Source organism: Labrenzia sp. C1B70 (assembly GCF_000475395.1).
GTDB classification, from domain to species: Bacteria; Pseudomonadota; Alphaproteobacteria; order Rhizobiales; family Stappiaceae; genus Roseibium; species Roseibium algicola.
This window is the reverse complement of record NZ_AXCE01000008.1, coordinates 193,010-215,802: the sequence shown is the minus strand read 5'-3', so window position 1 is coordinate 215,802 and position 22,793 is coordinate 193,010. Positions and strand designations below refer to the sequence as shown.

General features: G+C 60.6%; 21 protein-coding genes. 9 read left to right on the top strand and 12 right to left on the bottom strand.

Going from position 1 to position 22,793, the window contains the following annotated elements; all coding sequences use genetic code 11:
- Positions 1–8: 8 nt before the first annotated feature.
- From Q666_RS44725 to Q666_RS44700, 6 genes are all read right to left on the bottom strand, one after another.
- Positions 9–710 carry a histidine phosphatase family protein gene (locus Q666_RS44725; protein WP_023003088.1) on the bottom strand — a complete coding sequence of 234 codons (702 nt, stop codon included), beginning with the start codon at positions 708–710 and terminating at the stop codon, positions 9–11.
- On the bottom strand, positions 707–1,807 hold the full coding sequence (locus Q666_RS44720) for an HprK-related kinase B (protein WP_023003089.1): 1,101 nt from the start codon (positions 1,805–1,807) through the stop codon (positions 707–709). Before Q666_RS44720 ends, Q666_RS44725 begins: the two co-directional genes overlap by 4 nt.
- Positions 1,804–2,694 carry a GAK system ATP-grasp enzyme gene (locus Q666_RS44715; protein ID WP_023003090.1) on the bottom strand — a complete coding sequence of 297 codons (891 nt, stop codon included), beginning with the start codon at positions 2,692–2,694 and terminating at the stop codon, positions 1,804–1,806. Before Q666_RS44715 ends, Q666_RS44720 begins: the two co-directional genes overlap by 4 nt.
- Positions 2,687–4,321: a phosphotransferase gene (locus Q666_RS44710; RefSeq protein ID WP_023003091.1), complete on the bottom strand. Its 1,635-nt coding sequence runs from the start codon at positions 4,319–4,321 to the stop codon at positions 2,687–2,689. The genes Q666_RS44715 and Q666_RS44710 overlap by 8 nt, the downstream gene beginning before the upstream one ends.
- Positions 4,314–4,709: an NUDIX domain-containing protein gene (locus Q666_RS66925; protein WP_353608043.1), complete on the bottom strand. Its 396-nt coding sequence runs from the start codon at positions 4,707–4,709 to the stop codon at positions 4,314–4,316. Before Q666_RS66925 ends, Q666_RS44710 begins: the two co-directional genes overlap by 8 nt.
- 271 nt (positions 4,710–4,980) lie before the next feature.
- Positions 4,981–5,850 (bottom strand): MurR/RpiR family transcriptional regulator, encoded by an 870-nt coding sequence (locus Q666_RS44700; protein WP_023003093.1) that lies wholly within the window; start codon positions 5,848–5,850, stop codon positions 4,981–4,983.
- Between the two features lie 148 nt (positions 5,851–5,998).
- Here Q666_RS44700 and Q666_RS44695 point away from each other — a divergent pair, with 148 nt between their 5' ends.
- The 7 genes from Q666_RS44695 (at position 5,999) to Q666_RS44665 (ending at position 14,472) form a co-directional block, all read left to right on the top strand.
- Entirely contained in the window at positions 5,999–6,796 is a 798-nt protein-coding gene (locus tag Q666_RS44695; protein WP_023003094.1) for an N-formylglutamate amidohydrolase, read from the top strand.
- Positions 6,789–7,385 (top strand): TRAP transporter small permease subunit, encoded by a 597-nt coding sequence (locus Q666_RS44690; RefSeq protein WP_023003095.1) that lies wholly within the window; start codon positions 6,789–6,791, stop codon positions 7,383–7,385. Before Q666_RS44695 ends, Q666_RS44690 begins: the two co-directional genes overlap by 8 nt.
- On the top strand, positions 7,385–8,725 hold the full coding sequence (locus tag Q666_RS44685; protein WP_023003096.1) for a TRAP transporter large permease subunit: 1,341 nt from the start codon (positions 7,385–7,387) through the stop codon (positions 8,723–8,725). The genes Q666_RS44690 and Q666_RS44685 overlap by 1 nt, the downstream gene beginning before the upstream one ends.
- A gap of 118 nt (positions 8,726–8,843) precedes the next feature.
- Positions 8,844–9,893, top strand: coding sequence for a TRAP transporter substrate-binding protein (locus Q666_RS44680; RefSeq protein WP_023003097.1), 1,050 nt, complete (start codon positions 8,844–8,846; stop codon positions 9,891–9,893).
- Between the two features lie 123 nt (positions 9,894–10,016).
- Positions 10,017–11,384 (top strand): glutamine synthetase family protein, encoded by a 1,368-nt coding sequence (locus Q666_RS44675; protein WP_023003098.1) that lies wholly within the window; start codon positions 10,017–10,019, stop codon positions 11,382–11,384.
- 225 nt (positions 11,385–11,609) lie between these two features.
- Positions 11,610–12,998, top strand: a complete 1,389-nt coding sequence (locus tag Q666_RS44670) for an aldehyde dehydrogenase family protein (protein ID WP_023003099.1) — start codon at positions 11,610–11,612, stop codon at positions 12,996–12,998.
- A gap of 310 nt (positions 12,999–13,308) precedes the next feature.
- Positions 13,309–14,472, top strand: coding sequence for an iron-containing alcohol dehydrogenase (locus Q666_RS44665; protein WP_023003100.1), 1,164 nt, complete (start codon positions 13,309–13,311; stop codon positions 14,470–14,472).
- A gap of 275 nt (positions 14,473–14,747) precedes the next feature.
- Here the strand turns inward: Q666_RS44665 and Q666_RS44660 are convergent, their stop codons facing one another.
- The gene (locus tag Q666_RS44660) at positions 14,748–15,785 is read right to left on the bottom strand and encodes an AraC family transcriptional regulator (RefSeq protein WP_023003101.1); all 1,038 of its coding nucleotides are present in this window, start codon (positions 15,783–15,785) and stop codon (positions 14,748–14,750) included.
- Between the two features lie 134 nt (positions 15,786–15,919).
- Between Q666_RS44660 and Q666_RS44655 the strand changes: the two genes are divergently transcribed.
- The gene (locus Q666_RS44655) at positions 15,920–16,993 is read left to right on the top strand and encodes an alpha/beta fold hydrolase (protein WP_023003102.1); all 1,074 of its coding nucleotides are present in this window, start codon (positions 15,920–15,922) and stop codon (positions 16,991–16,993) included.
- Positions 16,994–17,087: 94 nt separating this feature from the next.
- Here Q666_RS44655 and Q666_RS44650 read toward each other — a convergent pair whose 3' ends face one another.
- On the bottom strand, positions 17,088–17,606 hold the full coding sequence (locus Q666_RS44650) for a hypothetical protein (RefSeq protein WP_023003103.1): 519 nt from the start codon (positions 17,604–17,606) through the stop codon (positions 17,088–17,090).
- Between the two features lie 232 nt (positions 17,607–17,838).
- Between Q666_RS44650 and Q666_RS44645 the strand changes: the two genes are divergently transcribed.
- Positions 17,839–18,717 (top strand): PhzF family phenazine biosynthesis protein, encoded by an 879-nt coding sequence (locus Q666_RS44645; protein WP_023003104.1) that lies wholly within the window; start codon positions 17,839–17,841, stop codon positions 18,715–18,717.
- Between the two features lie 22 nt (positions 18,718–18,739).
- Here Q666_RS44645 and Q666_RS44640 read toward each other — a convergent pair whose 3' ends face one another.
- The 4 genes from Q666_RS44640 to Q666_RS44625 all read right to left on the bottom strand — a co-directional run bounded on the left by Q666_RS44640 (position 18,740) and on the right by Q666_RS44625 (position 22,792).
- A complete protein-coding gene (locus Q666_RS44640) occupies positions 18,740–20,317 on the bottom strand; it encodes a serine hydrolase (RefSeq protein ID WP_023003105.1) in 1,578 nt (525 codons plus the stop codon).
- Positions 20,318–20,503: 186 nt separating this feature from the next.
- Positions 20,504–20,980, bottom strand: a complete 477-nt coding sequence (locus tag Q666_RS44635; protein WP_023003106.1) for a DUF6505 family protein — start codon at positions 20,978–20,980, stop codon at positions 20,504–20,506.
- A 4-nt stretch (positions 20,981–20,984) separates the two neighbouring features.
- Positions 20,985–21,686 (bottom strand): biotin/lipoate--protein ligase family protein, encoded by a 702-nt coding sequence (locus Q666_RS44630; protein ID WP_023003107.1) that lies wholly within the window; start codon positions 21,684–21,686, stop codon positions 20,985–20,987.
- The gene (locus tag Q666_RS44625) at positions 21,683–22,792 is read right to left on the bottom strand and encodes an Mrp/NBP35 family ATP-binding protein (protein ID WP_023003108.1); all 1,110 of its coding nucleotides are present in this window, start codon (positions 22,790–22,792) and stop codon (positions 21,683–21,685) included. Before Q666_RS44625 ends, Q666_RS44630 begins: the two co-directional genes overlap by 4 nt.
- Position 22,793: the final 1 nt, after the last annotated feature.

The following is a 22,793-nucleotide window of genomic DNA, read 5'->3' as shown; positions in this document are numbered from 1 at the left end:
AATCCGGTTCAATCCGTTGCGGTTTCAAGTGGCTGTCGCAGTTTCCAGTCACCCCGGTGGTGCACCCAGGTGCCGTCCCTCTCCAGTTTCAGGACGACGGCGCGCGCGTGGTGCATGCTGAGCTGGCGGATCTGGTCAAACGTCAGCACACCCAGGCAATGGGCGGCATGTCGTATGGAAGCGCCGTGGCCGACGAAGATCCGGGCACCGGGTCCTGCCTCGTCATCCAGATCTGTCATCTTCTGATCCAGGAACGCAGCCACCCGCTGTCCGGCTTCCATCAGGCTCTCAGCGCCCTGAACCGGCAGTCTGTGGTGGCTGTTCGACTTCCAGTCGCCCGGCAGCGAGGCGGTGCGTGGATCGTCTGCTATCACCTGCTCGATTTCCCGCAAGGTGAGGTTGGCAAGGGCACCGACACTGCGTTCGGCAAGAGCTTCATCCTCGGTGATCGTGAAGTCCGATCGGAGGACTTCACCAAGCGACTGGCCAAGAAGCGCTGCCGTCTGCCAGGCTCTGAGCTGGCGTGAGCACAAGATCTCCGGTGCCAGCCGGAAGCCTTCCTGCCGCGCGATGTCTGCAATCTCGGCGCCAAGTTCTTGTGCCTGCACCTTGCCTACATCGGTCAGGCCATAGGGCTGCAGGGCACTCGGCGTGTCCGGTTTTTGATTGTAAGCGCCATGACGCACCAGGATGGCGAAGCGGTCTGTCATGGCGTTTGTCCCAGCAGCTCCGCACCGGCTTCAAACAGGGCGTCGAAATCGATCAGTCCCTTCACTTCCCACACCTGAACACCTTCGAGCGCCCCCAGGTAGGCCTCTGTGTCGAGCGGTGTTTTCATCGGCCAGAACGGGCCTTGCGGTGTCTGGTAGAACGGGCCGGGGTTCTTCATGATCGCGGACAGAAGATCCGGCCGGTCCTTCAGATCCGTCTTGCTTACTTCGGTCGCGTCGGCGCTGTCGCGGGACCAATTCAACACCCAGAAATCTGTCAGGCGCGCATCGTGGGAAATGCGCCCGGGGCCATAGATGTCATCGATGAAGAGGTCGTATTTTTCTTCCAGGTGCCAGAGTTCGTCCGGTTCCAGGTTGCGCAGTTCCTCTTCGCGTTCCTCGTCGATAAGACCGGTCAGCCGTGCGTTGGTGACGATGGTGCCCGGGTTGATGCGCGGCAGTTTCGGAATGCCGAGCGCATCGGTGCTGTTGCCGGCATTGCGCACGAGAAGGCGGTCGTTGGTGACATACTGCGTGCCGGTGAGCTCCATCATGCGCAACATCGAGGTGGACTTGCCGCCGCCGGAAAGGCCCGATATCGCAAGCCCCCTGTTGGGGGTGCGGACAGCCGCTGCATGACAGGCGACCCACCCCTGCCGCTGGAAGTGATTGAGAAACTGGGTGTTGATGAAGTTGATCACCTGGTTGGGGTGATCGTCCGTAGGGCCAAAGGCGATCGCCCAGTCGGGGGATTGCAGGAACTGCAGACCCGTGCGGACCTTCAGGATCAGGCGCCCGTTTTCAAGGTCGCAGACCGCATCCTTGCGGCCGGACTTTCCCGTTTCCCGCTCCCAGTCGGTGTACTCCGGGTCGAAGGGCAGTTCCATGGATCCGAGCACATGGACGATCCTGTCCGGTTCGCTCGGCGCGGAAATCACATGCTGGAAATAGCGCAGCAATTCGGCCAGAAGCGCCGAAGAGGTGCATCTTGCCTCGACCACATGGCCGCCGACCGTGAGGCACACCGGATCGCAGTTTCGCGTTTCCCGAGCCGGGGAAAGAGCGTCGACAACGTCCTGGACGGTTATGCCGGTCATCCGCGCACCTTTTCAATTACATGGTTGGCGTAAAGCTTGGCAGCGTCGATGCCGGCGCCTTCCAGAGCTCCCTTGAAACCACCGAAGGCCGAGACCTCGAACACGACCGGTCCGCTGTCCGTCAGGCCAACATCCACGGTGGTGAAGTCGAGATCGAACGGTTCCTGCGCACGGCGCGCCAGTTCGATCAGGTCGGCATCAGGTTCGAACGGTTCGTATTTGCCGCCGTGAAGGATGGTCGTGTTCCAGCTGTTTGTCTGGGCAACGCGGGCATAGGTGCCGAGATAGGATCCGCCGAGGAAAACCATGCCGAGGTCCCTGCCGGAAAGATTGACCTTCTTCTGCAGGTACATCACCGGATTGTCGGCCTTGAACGCGGCAATCTTGTGCCGGAGGGCTGTTTCGCCTTCAGTGGCATCCATCAGCGTCATGCCGCGGGCCTTTGTCGAAAACAGGGGCTTGAACACCGCACTGCCGAACCGCAGGACGGCGGCCAGGGCTTCGTCTTCGCTTTCGCTCACGCAGGTGGCTGGCATGGGAATGCCTGCATTGGCCAGTGTCACGGTGCAGCTCAGCCGGTTGACCAGGCCGAGAATGGACCTTGTGCTGGAAAAGACCTTGGTGCCGCTGGCCTCGGCAAGGCGCAACATCTCCAGCCGGTCCAGCGTTGCGGGGCTGTAGGTCTGGCTGATCTTCTTGACCACGATGCCGTCGAGGCTGCAAAGATCGATCTGCCCAGCCATCAGCGCCCTGGCTTCCAGATCCAGAACGACGTCGGCCATGTCGACCACGCAGCGAAAACCTGTTTGTGCTTCCAGGGCGTCCGCCAGAACTTCCGTCGACCATTTGCCGGGGATGCCGACAACGCCGATCCTGAGGTCAGTCAACGAAGATCTCCTTCATTTGCAGGCGGAACCTGGCCTCGGCGCCAGGCGGGCAGGCAAGAGCCTGTTCGATCAGGTAGCGGGCACGTAGCCACATGCGCCGGGCATGGGACTTGTCCAGAATGAACCGCGTCGACGTTGCAAAGGACCGGGCAAGACCAAGGGCAAGCCGATATTCGAACGTGTCGTCACCCTGCTTGCGGGCGAAGGTTCTTACGGATTTGTAGAATGCGAGAGAGACATCGCTGATCCGCCGGCGTGTTTCCCTGTCGAGCACCTGAAGCCGGTAATTCGAGACCATGAACACGGAAACGTCCTGGACGTAGTCCATGTAGCGGGAGCGATGCAGATCGACGAAGTGGATCCGGTTCTCACCAGGGTCGTAGATGATGTTGTCGACGTTGAAGTCGCCGTGGATATAGACGGAAAAGGGAGCGGTTACCCTTGCCTCGCGGTCGGCTGCCTCGGTGATCAGGGCGTCGAGCGAGGGGAGGGTCTCTCCCGCGAAATGGATACCGGTTTCCTTGAATTCCGGGTGAACCCTGCGGACGTCACCAAGGCGTTTGCCAAGTTGCTGCATGCTGCCGAGATCCGCCGGTTCTGCGGTCCGCGTCTGCTTCCAGACGTCTTTCAGCGTGCGGGAAAGACTGGCAAGTGCCTGTTTGCGCAGGGCGTCGCCTTCGTTCAGGACGATGTGCTCGAAGGTCAGGCCAGGCAAATGTTCGATCAGGAGCGCTGCCGACTGGTCGCGTTTGCGGTAGGACAGGATTTTCGGGGCAAGGCCTGGATAGATGGAATGCCAGCTTTTCACGCCCTGGCGCTCTTCCTTGACCTTGCTCTTGTCGCCATCCTTGAAGACCGCCGTAACCGTTTCGGTCTTCTTGTCCTTGATGGCGGAGATGGAACTTCCCGACCTGGTTTCGGCAATCGTTTCGATGGTGACATCGTCGCTGGCCGTGTCCAGGTCAGACATCAGACTTTGCAGGGCGAAATAGCGTTCGAAATTGACTGCCTGTCCGATGTTGGCGGAAATCAGCGCTTCGCTTATGGCCCGCAGAGATTCGCCCATGCGCTGAAATTCGCTGGCGACCAGCAGGCTGTTGGCGATGTCGGCCGGCAACCGGTCCGGGTTGCGCATGTCGCGTGTGTAGGCCTTGAAGAGCTTGCGGTAGTCAGCCTCGATCTTGTTCTGGAGCTGGCCGATCTCTATGGCCTTTTCACTGTCCCTGCTGAGAAGGGCGTCCTCGATGCGGGCGACGCCTTGCCGGACACGACTGACGATCGCGGGATAACGTTCAGGTTCGAGCGTGACAAAGGTCTCGATGCGCTCTGCATGGCGCAAGGATTGGCGCACCAGGTTGGCGATGCGCTGAAGATCGGTGGCTACAAACTCCAGGCTGCGCAGGGTAAGATGTTTGCGATCGTTCTTTCTGGCTCCGGCCATCTGCTGGACACAGGCCGCAAGAATCCGGCTCTTCAGGTTATGGGCGTATCCGGCACGGTCCATGATCCGGCGTGCCGTCGCTGCCGTCGGTTCCTTGAAGAAGGCTTCAAGCTGTATGAGCTGACCATCGATTTCCGCGCACAGAAAACGGAGATTTTCCCGAATGGTCTTTGGGGCATTAATCATTATGGGGTCCGAGATAGACTTCGGGCTCCCGCGTACAGCCAAGTGAAAACAGTTTTGTGACATAAAGCGGACGTAGCTGTTGAGCTTCGTCGAAACCTATCCAGCGTGTCCCGACCTGATGGGGGTCCGGGCGTGGTCCCAATACCGGTTGGTAATCTTCGGCAACGCTGCAGGCGAAAATGAAATCGAGCTGGTGCTGATATTCTCTTGCGGCCTGTTTGCGCCGATGAACTTCCGCCACATGCATCAGGTGCGACACGGTGATTGCGGCACCGATTTCTTCCACGCATTCGCGCTTCAGGCAGGCTTCAAGCGTTTCGCCTGGGTCCTGCTTGCCGCCGGGCAGAGTGAAGTACCGGCCTTTGACGGGGTGTCGCTTGTCTTGCACCAGCAGCCGGTCACCCCGGCGGATAAAGGCTCTTGGTGTTGAGCGGATGACGGGCCGAAACACGGCACCTTTTAGGGGCGCGTCACTTGCGATGGATCTCGCTCCCTGTTCAGGCCTGCCGGTTCGGGACCTGCCAGACCGGCTGGCGCAGCTTCTGTCAGGGGCCCGCTTCGGCTTTCAGCAGGGCCGTGATGGGGCGAGTATAGGTGAGTCGCTCACCGCGAGCGAACCGATCTTCGACTGTTCACGGTTTCAAGTGGTTCCAGGCCGCTCAGATATCCGGCCCCATGGCGCGACCTTCTGTCGAGGGGTCGATGTCGTTGCGCAATTTCTCCAGTGCGCGCATGCGCTCCTGGGCCCGCTTCTGGTTCTCACGGGTGACGCCGGTGATGAGCACTTCGGCAATCGCCATGAGCGCCAGCGAGGAGTCCCATGGGGAAGGGACCGCGACGCGGGCAGGCAGAACGAAGGTTGCGATGCGGCCGACCGGTGACATCCAGCTATCGGTGACAAGGGCCACGGTCGCACCCTGTCGGGCGGCGGCTTCGGCAAACTGGATGATTTCAGCCTGGTAGCGCCGGATATCGAAAACGACGACCACGTCCTTCGGACCGATGCCGATGAGCTGGTCCAGCCAGTTGCCCTGCTGGCCGGCGACGTGATTGACGTTGGCTCGCACGATCCGCAAATGCGCCGCCATGTAACGGGCAAGGCCATCGGTAAAGCGGCCCCCGATCAGGTGCACATGCTTGCGTTCGTCCGACAGCAGCTTGACGAGGCCGGTGAGTTCGCCTTTCGGCAGATGGGCAAAGGTCTCGCGCACGTTTTCCAGAAGCTGGCTGACATGGGGGTCGCCGACCGGGTCGTCTTCCATGTTGGCACTGCGGGCGAGTGGCGAATTCAGCTGGCTTTCCAGTTCGCCGCGGAGCTTGCGCTGAAACTCGGCGAAGCCGGGAAAGCCCAGGCGGCCGACGAAGCGCAGGATGGTGGGGGAACTGACCCCCGCGGCCTCTGCAAACTGGGCGACGGTGCCCAGTCCCTGCATCGGGTAATTGGCCAACAACGCATGCGCCGCCTTCTTTTCCGTGGCGGTGAATTCGTCCAGACGGTCGCGAATATCTTCCAGAAGAGGACGTTCCATGGTCGTCGGCCTTTATGACGGTCCGCGGCACTGAATTTCATTTGACAGCCGCTGCAATCTGCGTATCAAATATTACAGAAGTTAGTTAAGTCGGCAATCCTGTAATAAACATTACAAAATGCAGGGCCGATCTTTCAGGGAGTAGGGAATGGGTTCGAATCCCCAGACCGGAGGAATGACTCGGGCTGTCGCCGTTGAAAATGCGGAGGGAGCGGGGCCTTTCGTTTTTGTCTGCGATCACGCTTCCAACTTCTTTCCGCCCCCCTACGATACATCGCTCGGGATTACCGATGCGGACAAGATTGCGCATATCGCGTGGGACCCGGGAGCGCTCGGCGTTGCCAGGGGGCTGGCCAAGAGCCTTGATGCGCCACTGGTGCACACCACCGTCTCGCGCCTGATCATCGACTGCAATCGCGAGGAAAGCCGGGCCGACCTGATCCCGTGCCTTAGCGAAACCACCAGGATTGCGGGCAACCAGGACCTGTCGGCCGATGAGAAGACCTTCCGTCTGAACCTGGCGCATCGGCCGTTTCACGATGCCATCGACAATGTGATCAGCCAGCGGCTCGACCGCGGGCTGCCGACAGCGGTGGTCTCGATCCATTCGTTCACACCGGTCTACAAGGGACAGTCCCGTCCCTGGGAAATCGGCCTCATCTACGACAGGGACCGGCGTCTTGCCGATCCGGTCCTGGAGGGCTTGAAGGCCAAGTGTGGCCTGACCGTTGGAGACAACGAACCGTACGCTCCGTCCGATGGTGTCTATTATACAATCCGTCGGCACGGCGAGGATCGCAAGCTGCCTTGCCTGATGATTGAAATCCGCAACGACGAAGTGAAGACCTCGGCAGAAGAAGCGCAGTGGAGCGATCTTCTGGCGCCCCTGCTGGAGCACGCCGCGCAAGCCGTTGGCGGGCAGACGCAGGGAGAAGCCCATGCTTAAGGCGGCCCGCGTCTATATCTGCATCGTCGACGGCTTCAATCGGGGTCTCGGCAAGATAATCATGTGGGGGGTCTTCGTCATGGCGGCGATCCTTCTGTGGTCGTCGATCTCCAAGACCTTCTTCAATCCATCGCTCTGGACACTGGAAGTCGCCCAGTTCGCGATGGTTGCCTATTACATTCTGGGCGGGCCCTATTCCATACAGCTCGGCTCCAATGTGCGCATGGATCTGTTCTATGCCGAGTGGAGCGCCAAGAAGAAGGCCTGGTTCGATGCCTTCACGGTGCTGCTGCTGATGTTCTATCTCGGTGTGCTGCTCTATGGCGCGCTGAATTCCACGGCGTACTCGCTTGGCTATTTCGGCAAGGACTCGCTCAGCTTCTGGTGGGACCTGTTCGTTTCCTTCATCACCGGTGGTCCTGACGCGGCAGCTGAAAAGCTCGGCTATATCGAGCGCAGCCCGACGGCCTGGCGGCCCTATCTCTGGCCGGTCAAACTCATAATGATCATTGGATTTGTTTTGATGCTGCTGCAGGCCGTCTCGGAATTCATTAAGGATATCGCCCTGATCAAGGGAGAGACGCTCTGATGTCATACGAGATGATTGCTCTCCTGATGTTCTCGTCGATGATGCTGATGCTCCTGACGGGGCAGCGCGTTTTCGGCGCTATCGGTGGCATTGCCGCAATCGCCGCTCTGGCCCTTTGGGGCACTGGCGGTGGCGACATTCCTTTCTCCGCGGCCATGAAGCTGATGAAGTGGTATCCGCTGCTGACGCTGCCGATGTTCATCTTCATGGGCTATGTGCTGTCGGAAACCAAGATCGCCGACGACCTCTACAAGATGTTCCACGTGTGGATGGGCCCGCTCAATGGCGGTCTGGCTATTGGCACGATCCTGCTGATGGTCCTGATTTCCGCCATGAACGGTCTGTCGGTTGCCGGCATGGCCATCGGTGCGACCATCGCCTTGCCGGAACTCCTGAAACGAAAATACGACAAGCGGATGGTCACGGGGGTAATCCAGGCCGGGTCGTCGCTTGGCATTCTGGTGCCACCGTCCGTGGTGCTGGTGCTTTATGCGATGATCGCGCGCGCTCCTGTCGGCCAGCTCTGGCTGGCGGGAGTCGTTCCTGGTCTGATGATGGCAGCCATGTTCGTCGTCTACATCGCGATCCGCTGCAAGATCCAACCTGAACTCGGCCCTGCGCTGACGAAAGAAGAGCGCGACGCCTCCAAGGACGAGAAATATCATCTGCTTTTGGCAGGCATCCTGCCGATCATCATCTTTGCGGTGATGATGGTGCCCTTCGTCAAGGGCTACACCAGCCTGGTGGAAAGCTCGGCCATTGGTGCTCTGGCCGCCCTGGTGGCTGCCATCATCCGTCGCCGGATGACCTGGGATATCCTGAAGCTTTGCCTGAAGAACACGCTCGGCATTTCGTGCATGTTCATGTGGATCATCCTTGCCGCCCTCGGGTTCGGCGCGGTGTTTGACGGTCTGGGCGCGGTCAAGGCCATCGAGAGCCTCTTCACCGAACAGCTCGGCCTGTCGCCGTGGATGATCCTGATCCTGATGCAGCTGTCTTTCCTGGTGATGGGCACCTTCCTGGACGATACGGCGATGCTGGTCATCGTGGCACCGCTTTACGTGCCTCTGGTCGCAAGCCTTGATCTGGGCATGCCGGCGGGCGAAGTTCTGATCTGGTACGGGGTGCTCTACACGATCACCACGCAGATCGCCTACATGACACCGCCCTTTGGCTACAATCTATTCTTGATGCGGGCGATGGCGCCCAAGGAAATCAGCATGCGCGACATCTACGGCTCGATTACGCCGTTTGTCGCGGTGATGGTCCTGGCGCTCGTCCTCGTCATGGTTTTCCCGCAAATTGCCCTGTGGTTGCCGGATCTGGTTTACGGCAGGTAGCGAGGAACGGGACAAGAAGACAACGTCCGGAGGAAAAACGGAGTTGGACCGCGGACTTACGAGAGCCGGAAAACGGCCGCACCGCTTTAGCTGAATGTGAAACTTAGGGGAACTTGAGATGACCAACAGACGTGAGTTTCTGAAAAAAGCCGGTATCGGCACTGCCGCCGCCGCCGGAGCGACCACCCTTGCGGCTCCGGCCGTGCATGGCCAGTCGCAGATCAAATGGCGCCTCCAGACCTATGCCGGTCCGGCGCTTGCCGAGCACGTGATCAAGCCGCATATCGATGCCTTCAACAAGGCCGCCAACGGCGAGATGGTGATCGAGCTCTACACCGCCGATCAGCTGGTGCCGACGGGCGAACTGTTCCGCGCCATGCAGCAGGGCACGATCGATGCCGTTCAGTCGGATGACGACAGCATGGCGTCCCCGACCGAAGTCACCGTCTTCGGTGGCTACTTTCCGTTCGCTTCCCGTTATTCCCTCGACGTGCCGGTGCTGTTCAACCAGTACGGCCTGAAGGAAATCTGGGAAGAGGAATACGCCAAGGTTGGCGTGAAGCACATTTCCGCAGGTTCCTGGGATCCGTGCCACTTTGCCACCAAGGACCCGATCCGTTCTCTGAAGGATCTTGAAGGCAAGCGCGTCTTCACCTTCCCGACAGCCGGCCGTTTCATGAGCCAGTTCGGCGTCGTGCCGGTCACCCTGCCGTGGGAAGACATCGAGGTTGCCGTTCAGACCGGCGAACTCGACGGCATTGCCTGGTCGGGCATCACCGAGGATTACACCGTCGGCTGGGCGGATGTGACCAACTACTTCCTCACCAACAACATCTCGGGTGCGTGGGCTGGTTCGTTCTTCGCCAACCAGGAGCGCTGGAACGAGCTTCCCGATCACCTGAAGACCATGCTGCAGCTTGCCATGGATGCGTCGCACTACTATCGCCAGTGGTGGTACTGGGGCGGTGAAGCCAACCTGCGCGTCAACGGCACCAAGATGGAGCTGACCTCCATTCCGGACGCAGAATGGGCAACGGTCGAAGAAGCCGCGATGGCCTTCTGGGACGAGATCGCAGCTGAATCCCCGACCAAGGCAAAGGTCGTGGAGATCTTCAAGAAGTACAATCAGGACATGAAGAAGGCCGGCCGGCCTTACCGCTATTCCTGATAGAAACCCGGACCGTGCCGGCCATCGGCAGGCACGGTCAGATCTGCCGGTCCGGAGCGACCCCTCCGGACCGGGATTTTCCGGAATTCAATTCTCGACCGCTCAACCTGGAACAACCGTAAAATGCCTGGCAACCTGACCTTTGATGCACTGAAGTCTCTCGTCTCATCCGGCGAGATCGACACGGTGCTGACCTGTATCGTCGACATGCAGGGACGGCTGATGGGCAAGCGTTTCCACGCCCAGCATTTCGTCGACAGTGCCTATCACGAGACCCATTGCTGCAACTATCTGCTGGCAACCGACCTGGAGATGTACACGGTCGAAGGCTATGCGGCGACGAGCTGGTCCGGCGGGTACGGCGACTATGTCATGAAACCGGATCTTTCCTCCCTGCGGCGGGTGCCGTGGCTGGAAGGCACGGCCATGGTGATGTGCGATGTCCTCGATCACCACACCCACAAGGAAGTGCCGCATTCCCCGCGTGCGATGCTGAAATCGCAAGTCGCGCGTCTGGAGGAACTTGGACTGACGCCGATCATGGCGACCGAGCTGGAGTTTTTCCTGTTCGAGAAAAGCTTTGAGGATATGCGCAAGGGCGGCTACCGCGATCTGGAGCCGATTTCCGGTTACAACGAAGATTACCACATCCTGCAGACCACCAAGGAAGAGGATGTGATGCGCCCGGTGCGCAATCACCTCTATGCCGCCGGCATCCCGGTCGAGAACACCAAGGGTGAAGCCGAAGCCGGGCAGGAAGAGCTCAACATCAAGTATGCACCGGCACTCGACACGGCCGAATATCACACCATCGCCAAGCATGCGGTGAAGGAAATTGCCTGGGCAAAAGGGCGTTCCGCGTCGTTCCTTGCCAAGTGGCATCATTCCCGCGTCGGGTCTTCGTCCCATGTGCACCAGTCGATGTTCGACAAGGACGGCAACAACGTCTTCGTGGATGCCAAGGGTGAATACGGCATGTCCGAGACCATGCGCCACTACATGGCCGGGCTCATCAAGTATGCGCCGGACTATACCTATTTCCTGGCGCCCTACATCAACAGCTACAAGCGGTTCCAGAAGGGGACCTTCGCGCCGACCAAGACCGTGTGGTCGGTTGACAACCGCACCGCCGGCTTCCGGCTCTGCGGCGAAGGCACCAAGGGCCTTCGCGTCGAGTGCCGCATCGGCGGTTCCGACCTCAATCCCTATCTGGCACTGGCGGTTCAGATCGCTGCCGGCATCAAGGGCATGGAAGAGAAGCTGGAACTCGACGCTCCGACCACCGGCGACGTCTACGACGCCAGGAAGGCGAGGGAAATTCCGCACACTTTGCGCGAGGCCCGCGAGACCCTGCGCAAGTCGAAATTCCTGCGTGAAGCCTTCTCCGACCAGGTGATCGACCACTATTCCCGCGCCGCTGAATGGGAGCTGGAGGAGTTCGACCGCGTGGTCACCGATTACGAGATTGCCCGCGGCTTCGAGCGGGCGTAAGAGGCGATGAAGCACTAGAAGGCAAGCTGCTTGGTTACCCCTCATCCTGAGGAGGACCTCTAGGTCCGTCTCGAAGGATGGGCGGCACACCGGACAAGCGGCCCATCCTTCGAGACAGCGCTCGCGCGCTTCCTCAGGATGAGGGAGGTGGGTGCTGAAAAACAAGAAATCGGAGCCAACCACTTTCAACAAACCGTCCGTAGAGGCGGTTCTGAGAGGTTCAAAATGTCAGATGTCATCAAGCTGATTTCCCCCATCGACGGTTCGGTCTATGCCGAACGCACGGCGCTGGACGAGGCCGCGGTCGACCGGGTGGTTTCCACCGCACGGACCGCACAGGCAAGCTGGGCTGCCGTGCCGGTTGCCGAACGCGTTGCCTATTGCCTCAAGGCGCTGGAAGCGCTGAAGGCGATGAACGAAGAAGTCGTGCCCGAACTGGCCTGGCAGATGGGCCGGCCGATCCGTTTCGGTGGCGAACTCGGCGGTACCATCGAGCGCACCGAATATTGCGCGAAGATCGCTGCTGAAGCGCTGGCCGATGTGGAGCGCACCGACAAGGCGGGCTTCAAGCGCTACCTGCGCCGCGTGCCGCTCGGCATCGTCATGGTGATCGCGCCTTGGAACTATCCGTTCATGACGGCGATCAATACCATCATGCCGGCGCTGATGGCAGGCAATGTGGTCGTGCTGAAGCATGCCGCGCAGACCCTTCTGGTCGGTGAGCGCCTCGCCAAGGCCTTCGAGATTGCCGGTCTGCCGAAGGGCGTTTTCCAGAACATCGTCCTGACCCACCAGGGCACGGAAAAACTGCTCGGTTCCGGTCTGATCGACCATGTCAACTTCACAGGTTCCGTCGGCGGCGGACGTGCCATCGAAAAGGCGCTGGCCGGTACCTTCGCGACGCTTGGTCTGGAACTGGGCGGCAAGGACCCGGCATATGTGCGGGCTGATGCAGACCTGAACTATGCGGTTGAGAACCTGGTCGATGGTGCATTCTACAATGCCGGCCAGTGCTGCTGCGGCATTGAGCGCGTCTATGTGCATGAAAGCCTCTACGACCGCTTCGTCGAAGGCTTTGTCGATCTGACCAGCCAGTACAAGCTTGGCAATCCGCTGGATGAAGCGACCACTCTGGGCCCGATGGCCCAGGCGCGTTTTGCCGCCTGGATCCGCGAGCAGACGCAAGAAGCTCTGCGCAAGGGCGCGAAGGCGCACATCGATACCTCCAAGTTCGAAGCCGACAAGGAAGGCACGCCTTACCTGGCGCCGCAGGTGCTGACGGACGTCAATCACCAGATGTCCGTGATGCGCGAAGAAAGCTTCGGCCCGGTCGTCGGCATCATGAAGGTGAAGGACGACGAGGAAGCGCTGCAGTTCATGAACGACAGCCCCTATGGCCTCACCGCATCGATCTGGACCGAAGACGTTCAGGCCGCTGCAGAGATCGGCGACAAGATCGAGACCGGCACCGTGTTCATGAACCGCTGCGACTATCTCGACCCGGCGCTGGTCTGGACCGGCGTCAAGGACACCGGCAAGGGTGCGGCTCTTTCCGAAATCGGCTTCCACAACCTGACCCGACCGAAGTCTTTCCACTTCCGTCTGGAGCATTGAGGCCGGTTTGACAAACGACCGAGCAAGCCCAGTTTCCTAGTCCCAAATCGGGCAGGGTGATTGAGCTTGCTCCCCTCTCCCCCCTTGAGGGGGGGATGTCTCCGCAAGGAGACAGAGGGGGGGTGCCACCCCCTCGGCAAACTAGGCACCGGAATACACGCAGAGCCCAGTCACCCCCCTCTGTCAGCTTCGCTGACATCTCCCCGCAAGGGGGGAGAGGGGTGCAAGAGGCAATGCCGAGACTTGTAACTGCCTCCCTTGTCGGTGTGGCAGCGACCAGAACCCTGAGTTTCAAAACAACGAGACACCCATGAGCTCACTTCCTTCCGTCAATTGGTCCTATCCGACCTCCGTTCGCTTCGGTGCCGGCCGCATCAAGGAACTTCCCGATGCAGTCAAGGCCACCGGCATGGCCAATCCGCTGCTGGTCACCGACCCGGGCCTTGCCGGCCTGCCGATGGTCGCAGAGGCGATTGCAAGCCTGGAAGCTGCCGGCCTTAAGGCTGCGGTCTTTTCCGACGTCAAGCCGAACCCGGTCGACAGCAACATTGCTGCCGGTGTCGCCGCCTACAAGGCCGGTGGACATGATGGTGTCATCGCTTTTGGTGGCGGTTCGGGCCTCGATGCAGGCAAGCTGATCGCCTTCATGTCCGGCCAGACCCGGCCAATTTGGGACTTTGAAGATATCGGCGACTGGTGGACCCGTGCAGATCCGGCCGGTATTGCGCCGATCGTCGCGGTGCCGACCACTGCCGGAACCGGCTCGGAAGTTGGCCGCGCGGGTGTTGTCACCAACGAAGCGACGCACACCAAGAAGGTTATCTTCCACCCGAAAATGCTGCCGGCCATCGTGATCTGCGATCCGGAACTGACCGTCGGCATGCCGCGTTTCATCACCGTCGGCACCGGCATGGACGCTCTGGCACATTGCCTGGAAGCCTATTCCGCACCGATGTATCACCCGATGTCCGAAGGCATCGCGCTTGAAGGCATGCGGCTGGTGTTTGAAAACCTGCCGAAAGTTGCTGCGGATGCGTCCGATCTTGAAGCACGTGGTCACCTGATGAGCGCCGCCGCCATGGGTGCTGTTGCCTTCCAGAAGGGCCTCGGAGCGATCCACTCGCTGTCTCATCCGGTCGGCGCGCTTTATGACACTCACCACGGCATGACCAATGCGGTCTTCATGCCGTACGTGCTGCAGTTCAACAAACCCGCCATCGAACAGAAATTCGAGCGGCTTGCCGGTTTCCTTGGCATCGCCGGCGGTTATCAGGGTGTTCTCGATGCGATCCTGAAACTGCGTGAAGACCTCGGTGTACCGCACACGCTGGCCGGTCTCAATGTCGATGACAGCAAGCGCGACCTGATTGCCGAAATGGCGATTGTCGACCCGACCGCAGGCGGCAACCCGGTTCCGCTGACCAAGGAAGGCGCATTGGAAATCTTCGACAAGGCTCAGCAGGGTACCGTCTGAAGCAAGACCCCTTGACCTCGAAGGCGCACCGGATACCGGTGCGCCTTTTTTTGTTTTTCAGGCCATCTTTCGCAATCACGGCCAAGCGTAGCCAAGCCGGGCCGGTGTGCCGCGGGGCCTGCAGATGGCCCAGAATTGTTCGCGGACAGCTTTGACGCTCTCCGATCCCTGGTCTTCGCTTCGCTGCGTCGCGGATCACGCTCTCATAGCCTTTGCACTTCAGGTCGCTCTGATCGTTCCCAGGATGAGGTTGGTGGTGCGTGCATTGCTGGCGCTCAGCGCGCCATTCGGTCTTTCTGTTCGAGATCGCGGCTCTCCGCCTTCCGCCACTGATCCGGCGTCATGCCGGTCACCCGCAGGAATTCGCGGTTGAAATTCGACTTGGTCGAAAAACCTGCGCGATACATGGCCTCGGTCACCGTGATGCCGTCCTGGCGCAGCAGCGTGCAGACATCCTTGATCCTGAAATCGTTCACATAGCGTGAGACATTCATGTCGCGCACCCGGTTGATGGCCTGCGAGAGCTGACGGGCGGGCAGACCGGCACGGCGAGCCAGCCTTGAGAGGTTGAGCGTGTCGTCGCGATGAAGGTGCTGTGCCGTCATCAGGGCGTCGACTCGCGCGACGATTTCCGCGTCTTCGGAGGTGGCGGTCTGGGCCGCGGGTTCCGGCTCGGTGTTTGTCTCCGTCTGGGCATGGCCTGCCGTGCGGGCGGCAAGACCGATCAGCAGCAAGCTGACTATATTTGCGTTACTGACCAGAATGGCTGCATGGCTGCCGCCCGAGCGTTCGAAATCGAAAAGGATCACCAGATCGAACAGGGCGGACAGGCACAGGCAGAAGGCGGCCAGCCACAGGGCCCGGTGGGCAGCGGCAGCTTCGTCCAGACGCGCAAGTCCGAGGCCGTCCGGTCCGCGCCAGGCGATCCGTGCCAGGGCCACGGCATAGGCCAGGAACAGCAGCACCAGCGCACTATCCAGCAAGACAGGCGCCGCAAGCATCAGACCCAGAATGACGAGTGCGGCCAGTGGCGCCGCTGCCAGGCGAAACCGTCCGGGCGCGGCCTGATCGACGAGACCGCGAAAGCTCTCATAGGCAAGAGGGGGCAGCAGAGCGGCCAGCAGCGGCTGTACGAAGCGCAAAGCGTCGACGTTATATCCCCAGCGCAGGCCCAGGACGATGGATTGCAGGCAGCACAGGGCAATCAGCATCAGGAAGGCGCGTGTGGCTGTTGCTCCGTTGCTTTTCTTCAGGAACACAAAGACAAGTGCCAGAAGCAACGCGTTGACGAAGGGCAGGGGAACAAACAGCACGGGCAAGGCACCTCGATGGGGCGATGGCGGGGACCTTTATCGCGATCCGGCATGACTGAATCGTGAAAGAGGACGCTTTCCATCACGGCCTTAGCAAGAATTCGGTCATTGCTCCACTGACTGAAAGACCCCTCATGAAAATACAATCTCTTTTCTTGCCGCTGGTTCTCACGCTGGCCGTCACCACACCAGCCAAGGCCCAGGAGCCGGTGGGTGTTCGCGAGATCTCGGTAAATTCGAAAGCCAGAGGCGAGGATCTCACTGTTCTGGTCTGGTACCCGGCCAAGCCGGGCGGGGAGGCGGTGCTGATCGGCGATGATAGGATCTTCGAAGGCACGCCAGCATTGGCCGATGCCGCAAGGGCGGAAGGGATGTATCCGCTGATCGTGCTCTCGCACGGGTCGGGAGCGTCAGTCGAAAAGATGGCCTGGATCGCGAGCGAACTTGCCGGCGAAGGCTTTATTGTCGCCGGTGCAAATCACCCCGGCACCACCAGCGGCGATTCCACGCCGGAAGATACGCCGAAGCTCTGGCAAAGAACGGACGACCTTTCCGTGGTGATCGATAAGTTGATTGCCGATCCCGACTGGTCGGCGTCAATCGATCGAGGAAATATCGGGGCGCTCGGTTTTTCCCTTGGCGGCGCTGCCGTTCTGGAAAGCGTGGGTGCAACGGCAAGCCTGGAGGCTTATGTCGACTATTGCGACACCAATCCGCAGATGCCGGACTGCCAATGGTTCATGGGCGGCAGGGCGTTTGTCGACAGGGAGGAAATCAAGGTCGAGCCGTTTGATCTGCGGACGGTCGACAAGGTTCTTTTCGAACAAAAGAGCCATGATGCCCGGATCAAGTCTGTTATTGCTGTCGATCCGGCGCTGGCGGCTGCTTTTCAGGAGCAAAGCTTCGCGGGCGTCGGTGTGCCGCTGCATTTCCTCAATCTTGGCGTGGCAGGGCAGATCGATGTCGGTGTGCGTTCTGCGCATCTGGCCGCTGCTGCGCCAGACGCCGATCTGGATCACATCGAGGATGCCGTTCATTTCAGCTTCCTGCCCGTGTGCAAGGAAGACGCGATTGCGTTCATGAAATCCATCGGCGAGACGGACAGCCTGTGCACCGATGGTGGCGGCAGGTCTCGTGCCGAGCTGCACGATCAGATGGCCAAGATGATTGTTGAGGCTTTCCGGGAAGATTTGAAGGCGGCAAACTGACGGCCTGGCCGGGGACACGATCGAGCTTTTTGCTCATGTGGACTGCAGCCTCCCGTGCTTTCGGGGGTGGGAGGCTGCCGGTCGTCTCAAGGTGTCAGGATGAAGCGCCCTGGCTGCGTTCGATCAGCTTCAGCACTGCCACAAGCACGATGCCGTAGAGAACATGGCCAACGAGGGCGACCCAGACGATGCCACTGAAGTTCAGGAAGAAAGGCAGGCCGGCGACCGATGTGATGCCGCCGATGGCGAAGACCCAGAGACCGAAACCGTAAATTGCCGACGGCAGGAGCCAATGGGTGTTGCCGACCACGCGCTGCCACAACGGCGCGAAGATGAACATCCAGCCGACAGGGTAGCCGATCAGTCCGACGGCGTAGAAATGGACGAAATATCCGCCGAAGTCGCCGTTCGGAAGACCCAGGCTGCCAAGCAGGCTTTTGGCGAGGCCGTGCGGTGAAAGGGTCGCGAAACCCAAAGCTGGACTGATGATCTGGCCCCAGAGGTCGAACGCGTTGGTCGCAAAGAAGCCCGAGATGAACATCAGACCGAGCGTATGAAAACTCAGGGCGGGCAGGGTGCCGGCAGTCTGGGCCTGGCTGGAAGTCGTATTCATGACGGGATCACTTTCCTGAGATTGTCTCTTCTGCTGGCAGATACTTGGCTCTGAATGCGATCACATGGAAATAAAATGGCGAGGGTCCTGCGTGACGAATTCGTGATGAAAAATTGACGCCTGACAGCGGCTGTTTCCAATCTTTGGATAACGCGACGGCGCTGTTGCTACACCTCCTCTTGCATGATCGGATGCGCCCTCTTTGCTGCGCCGACAATGTGAGAATGCCGAAATGGATAAGTTGCCCGTCCGCCTCTATGCCGCTTTTGCTGCCGATGAGCGAGGTGGCAACATCGGCGGCGTTGTTTTTGAGGATACGCCGCTGTGGCCGGACGCGCGTCAGCGGATCGCTGCGGATATCGGTGCCCCGACCACGGGTTTTGTCCGCCAGAAGTCCGACAAGAGGATCGAGGTCCGGTTTCACTCGACCCGGGCGGAAATGGATATGTGCGGCCATGTTACCGTTGCGATTTTTGCCGCGTTGCTGGCCGACGGGCGGATTGGGCCTGGAAGCTATGTTCAGGAAACACCCGCGGGGGAAATCGGTGTTGATGTCGCCTCGGACGGTGCCATCACCATGCACCAGCCTTTGCCGAAGTTCGGATTGAACGAGGCAACCGCGGACGAGATAGCTCCGCTGCTCGGCATGGAACCGGCTGGTATTCTCAGCGTTGCGGCGTCCTCGACAGCCCTTCGGCATGTTTTCATCGAAGTGGCAGATACCGATGCTCTGGCAACCCTTCGTCCGGATGATGACGGGCTGCGCCGTTTCAGCCAGGCACGGTCGATCGACACGATAGGCATCTGGTGCCGGACAGGGCGTGGTCTGGGCAAGGCTAAGGTTCGCCTGCGGGATCTCTGCCACGGTGTCGGCGATCCGGAAGAGGCGGCGAGCGGCACCACCAACGGTGCGCTGGCCTGCCAATTGTTCCGGGCGCAAAAACTTCTGCCTGGTAATGGCGGGCAGGCAGTCCTGGTCGCGGAGCAGGGCTTCGAGATGGGTCGTCCAAGCATCGTCAGAACAGTGCTGAACACGGCTGGCGGCGAAGTCACCGGTGTTTCTGTCGGTGGGTATGCGGCCTTGCGGTTGACGGGCGAGTTTCACCTGTGAAACCCGCCGCGCCGGTGTGACGTCAGACCCGTTCGAACAGCGCTGGACCCGTCTCGCTGAAGAGTTCGATCTCGAGCGACTTGGCCGGACCGGATGATTCATCGCCAAAGACGAGCGTCGAACGGGATCCGTCGGGCGCGTTCTCGGTGACGAAATCGAACACCATTACCGGCCCGTTCCAGGGCTTCAGCGGGAAGGGGATCTGTTTCGGTCCTGCCATCAGCACCAGCTTGTCGCCGTCTGCCTTGATCTCGACCTTGCCGAAATACGGGTTGGAATAGGTGCCGGTGAGAAGATCTTGCGGAGGCGTCGGGCCAGCATCTGCCGGGCGGTTCTGACCGACAGTGCTGCCACGTTTGGTGTAGAAACCTTCGAACCTGCTCGAATATCCGCCGTACCAGTCCCGGGTGATGTGGCCGAGCTGTGCCAGGTCGGTGAAAGAGGCCGTGATGGCTTCGGCTGCCCCGACAGGGGCTGCATTGGTGAGGACGACTATGCCCAGGTCAAGCGAGGGGATCATCGCAAAGCAGGTGCCCGCGCCCAGCAGGAATGCGCCGGAATGGCCGATCCGGACACGGCCGGACGGATCAGTGCCGACATTGAAACCGTAACCGTAAAAGCCGGACCTGGCATCGGGGCTGTGGGGGCGATCCGAAAAGCTTTGCGGGCTGATGGCCGACAGAAGCGCCTCGGGTGCGATAAGCGGAGTTCCCGCGTGGGCACCGTCTGCAAGGAGCATCTTCAGCCAGATGGCCAGATCGTTGGCGGTCGAACTGACGCCACCTGCCGGCGACTGGGCATCGGGCTTGCGCTGGTAGAGCGGAGCAAAGCCGTCGCCGTCGCGGCTGTGTGGTATGGCGCGGTTGCTTGCTGCCATGTAGTCGGCAAAGCGTGAGCTGGTCGACGTCATGCCGAGTGGCCTGTAGAGCGCTTCTTCCGAAAGGCTGCTCCAGTCGGTGCCGGCAGCCTCGGCAACGGCCTCCGCGGCGGCTGTCAGGCCGAAGTTGGTATAGGCATAGGAAATCCGGAAAGGTGCCAGCGGCAGAAGCTTCAATCTCTCCAGGATTTCCTTGCGGTCGTAACCCAGGTCTTCCAGATCGTCGCCGGCGTGGTCCGGCAGACCGGAGCGATGGCTGTAGAGGTCACCTATGGTCAGCTTTTCGGTGCGGTCGGGATCGGACAATTCGAACCAGGGCAACAGTTCGCGCATCCTGCTGTCCCAGCCGACGACGCCCTTGCTGACCTGGCTCGCAACGACGGTCGCTCCCACCGGTTTGGAGAGGGACGCAAGCTGAAACACGGTGTCCGGTGTGATGGTTTCCGGTCCGCCAAGGCGGCGCACGCCGAAGCCCTTGGAATAGACGGTTTCGCCCCGATGAACGGCGGCAACGGCCAGTCCCGGGATTTTGCTGCGCGTCATCACGTCGGCCACGATTGCGTCAAGCTCGGCGACTGCATTTGCAATCTGCTCGGGCGAGGCTTCAACACCTGGAGTCTGGGCGGGAGAAAGCTCCTGCGCAAACCCACGCAGCGGCAGTGTAGTCAGTGCAGCGGTCGCAGTGCCGAGAAACAGACGGCGGGAGAGTGTGTGCCGGGGCATATGCAAATTCCTTGGGGAGATACTGAAATCAAAACAAGCATATGCATGATGCGCGAAACGCACCTGAGAGATCAACTTAACGACGTGTAATGCGGGTTTGTTGAAACTTCTTGGTTAAGCAACCGTGTCTTGAACGTAGCAGCAAGTGGCCGGCTCCAGAACGGCATCCGGCTGGCAGGTCGGGTGCTATTCGATGTCGCCGTGGACGGCGACCATATCCAGTTTTGCTTCCGGCGCGGCAATGGTTCTGAAGGCTTCCCGCACACCGTCTTCGGTCAGGTCGCGCTGAACGGCGATCAGCGTGTTTTCCGGATGCTCCTCGCAAAGCTCTTCCATATAGGCCAGCTCCTGACGGGCAACACCAAGCGCCGCCTCCACGGAAGGTGCGCCGTAAATGTCGACAAAATGCTGAGCAAGCCGCTCGGCGAGGGTGGCAAGCTCGGCCTCTTCGATCGGGGTGACGGCAACGAAGGTTGCTCTGCCGAAGGTTTCCAGCCCCAGCCAGCCGTTGGCAAAGGCCTGACGTGCCTTTCCGGTCAGGTCGGCTTCGGTCCAGTCGGAAAACTCGAAGCCGCCGGACAGGCACCATTCGCCGGTACGAGCCGGGGAAAAGAAGACGTTGCGGTCGCTGTCATCCAGGTGAATGGCACGAGCGAGTTTCATCCGGTTATCCCTCAAGACGGCTGGAAAGCGGGATCAAGGTCGTGTCCTCACCCGTTCTCAGCAACATACCAAAATTTTCATCGACACCGACGAAAGTGCCGGAGGTTCCGTCAACCTCCACCGTTTCACCCAGCGTCGGAACAAGACCGCGCCAGTCGGAATGGACGGGGCGCGGGCCGTCGTCCAGCCAGCGATTGAGCCAGTAAAGGCTATGGCGCACCCAGCACTCCAGAAGCTGGTCGGGGGTAATCTCGCCGCAGCCTTCTTCGGACAACCAGGTTCGGTCAGGATCCTTGCCTGGGTTTGATTTCCGGCTTGTCATGCTGAGTTCCAGGCCGAGGATCAGCCAGTCCGGGGTTGCCTCGGGATCCTGCGTAGACGCCTTGACGCGCATGCGCGCGCAGACCGCGCCGTTGACGCGAATCCGGCCATCCCATTCCAGGTGGACTGCCACCTCCGGCGGGGCGAGCGTGCCGAGGGCCGCCTGAATACCGAGACCGCACACGGGCAGGATGGCCATGGCCTCCTCCAGCGGGACTTCCGGTGCAAAGATCAGAGCTGCCCGCAGACGTTCCCCGCCAAGGTTGTAGATGACTGTTCCGGGATCCGTGCCGGTGATGGCAAGCGCCAATGCACGTTCGAAGGGATCTGCCTGTCCGGTCAGTGCCTCGCCCTGAAACAGCGGCGGAAACTGCACTTCGCTCATGCGTTGCCCTCCGCGATCAAGGTTCGGGCGAGCTGACGGAACACGGAAGCTTCCGGCGCTTCAGGTGTCTTGATCGAAATCGGCGTGCCGCCATCGCCGGCAAGGCGGATGTTGAGATGCAGCGGCACCTCGGCCAACAGGGGAACCCCGAGCTTTTCCGCTTCCGCAGCAACGCCGCCATGGCCAAAGACGTGTTCCTCATGACCGCAGTTGGAGCAGATGTGGGTCGACATGTTCTCGATCATGCCGATAAGCGGAACCTGCATCTGGTTGAACATGCTGATGCCCTTGCGGGCATCGATCAGGGCAACGTCCTGCGGTGTCGAAACGATGATGGCGCCGTCGACGGCGAACTTCTGGCAAAGTGTCATCTGGACATCGCCGGTGCCGGGCGGCAGATCGACGATCAGCGCATCGAGCGCGCCCCATTGCACCTGGGTCATCATCTGCTGCAGAGCACCCATCAGCATCGGCCCGCGCCAGGCAACTGCCTCGTCGCCAGATGTCATCAGGCCGATGGACATCATGGTGACGCCGTGGTTGCGCAGCGGCAGGATCATCTGGCCATCCGGCGAGGTCGGCCGGCCGGAGATGCCAAGCATCTTGGGCTGCGACGGACCATAGACATCGGCATCCAGCAGACCCACCTTGCGGCCTTCGGCGGCCAGCGCACAGGCAAGATTGGCAGCCACGGTCGACTTGCCGACGCCGCCCTTGCCCGAGGCAACCGCGATCACCCGGTCGATGCCAGGCACCTTCTGCGGCCCGGTTGTGCCCGGTGCCGCCGGTTTCGCCCGGATCGGCTGCGGTTCGGACGGTTTGGGCGCTGCGGGTTTGGCGGCCTGTGCGGCCGGCTGGTCCGCATGGGACGTCAGGATCACCTGAACGCTTTCGCAGCCTTCCAGCGCTTCAAGCTTCGTTTCCGCCTCGCTTTTCAGAACTTCCATCTCGGCCATGCGCCGCGGGTCGATCTCCAGAACGAAGCGGACCGTACCGCCATTGACCTGCAGTGCCCGCATCATGCCCGAGGCGGCAATGTCCTCGCCGGAGGCCGGATCCTTGATCGTCTTCAGAACCGACAGGGCGGTTTCGCGCGTCAGTGACACG